The sequence below is a fragment of the Mesorhizobium sp. M7A.F.Ca.CA.004.04.2.1 genome (genome assembly GCF_004022825.1).
Taxonomy (GTDB): domain Bacteria; phylum Pseudomonadota; class Alphaproteobacteria; order Rhizobiales; family Rhizobiaceae; genus Mesorhizobium.
Window position 1 is genome coordinate 1 of sequence record NZ_RZPH01001415.1, and the last position, 1,126, is coordinate 1,126.

The 1,126-nt window shown below is 64.1% G+C and carries 2 protein-coding genes; both read right to left on the reverse strand.

All coding sequences use genetic code 11. The features are described 5' to 3' along the window. Window positions 1-422 (reverse strand): cell division protein FtsA (locus EN893_RS35020; protein ID WP_281062532.1); only part of this gene is annotated, 422 nt, incomplete at its 3' end. Further along, window positions 419-1,126 (reverse strand): cell division protein FtsQ/DivIB (locus tag EN893_RS35025; protein WP_164901434.1); only part of this gene is annotated, 708 nt, incomplete at its 5' end. The genes EN893_RS35025 and EN893_RS35020, both read right to left, overlap by 4 nt.

Consider the following 1,126-nt stretch of genomic DNA (forward strand, 5'->3'; position numbering starts at 1 on the left):
GCCTTCAGCGCCTGCTTGGCGCCGGCACCGAGAACGCGCTTGATGTCGGCCTCGTCGGCCTCGTGGCCGCCTAGATTGATGGTGGCGGAGAAGGCTTCGCTCTTCAGCCGGCCGGCCGTCATGTTGACGATCAGCGAATCGACCGTTAGCCCGGCCATGCGCTCGGCCGCGTCGACGGAAAGGCGGATGGCATGTTCCGCCCTATCGAGGTCAACCACGACACCCGACTTCACGCCTTGCGATTTCTGATGGCCGATGCCGATCACCTGGATCCGGTGCGAGCGGCCGCGCAGCAGCTTGCCGTCATCGCATGGCTTCAGCTTGGCCACCATGCAGCAGACCTTGCTCGAACCGACATCCAGCACCGTCAGGGTGCCGGACCGGCGCGACGCGGCATCGCCAGGACCGCCAAGCCAGTTCATATCTTCGTCTCCGGCTTGCGCTTCAGGCTCTTGGGTTTCTCGTTGAGGGCGGCTTCGCGCTGCGTCGCCGCTTCCGCCGTCAACTGCACGACCAGCCGGTCCGTCAGGCGCATGTCGACGGCGGCGATGTCGCGCGACAGCAAGCCGTTGTCATGATCCATCTTGACGAGTTCGGCGAGCGCCTGTTCCTCGTCATCCTCGGGAAGCTTGATGGTGATGCCATTGTCCAGCTTCAGGTCCCAGCGCCGTTCGCCAACACGGATATAACCCTTGATCCGGCTCGCGAGCTCGGGATATTTCTCGACCTTGGCCAGGAAATCGGGCGCGCTCGCCGGCGCGCCGATGCCGATCAGCAGCGGCAGGAGCGCCTGCTTGCCGCCCGAGAACGGCGCGATCATGGCGCCATTCCGCTCGATGACCGAAAGCGCGTCACCCTGTTGCCAGAGCGCGAAAGCCTCACGCTCCTCGACGCGCACTTCCAGAGTATGCGGGTAGACCTTGCGGACGGCCGCGACCTCGATCCACGGCAATGTCGCAATTCGTTCCCGCGCGGCCTCGGCATTAAAGCCGATCAGCGACGTCCAACCGTCGAGTTCAAGCCTGTCGAGTATGTCGATTTCCGAGGTCTGGCGATTGCCGACCACCTTGACCTGATCGACGGCAAAGCCGGTACGGGCGGTGATGCTCTGCACGATACCCTCGAC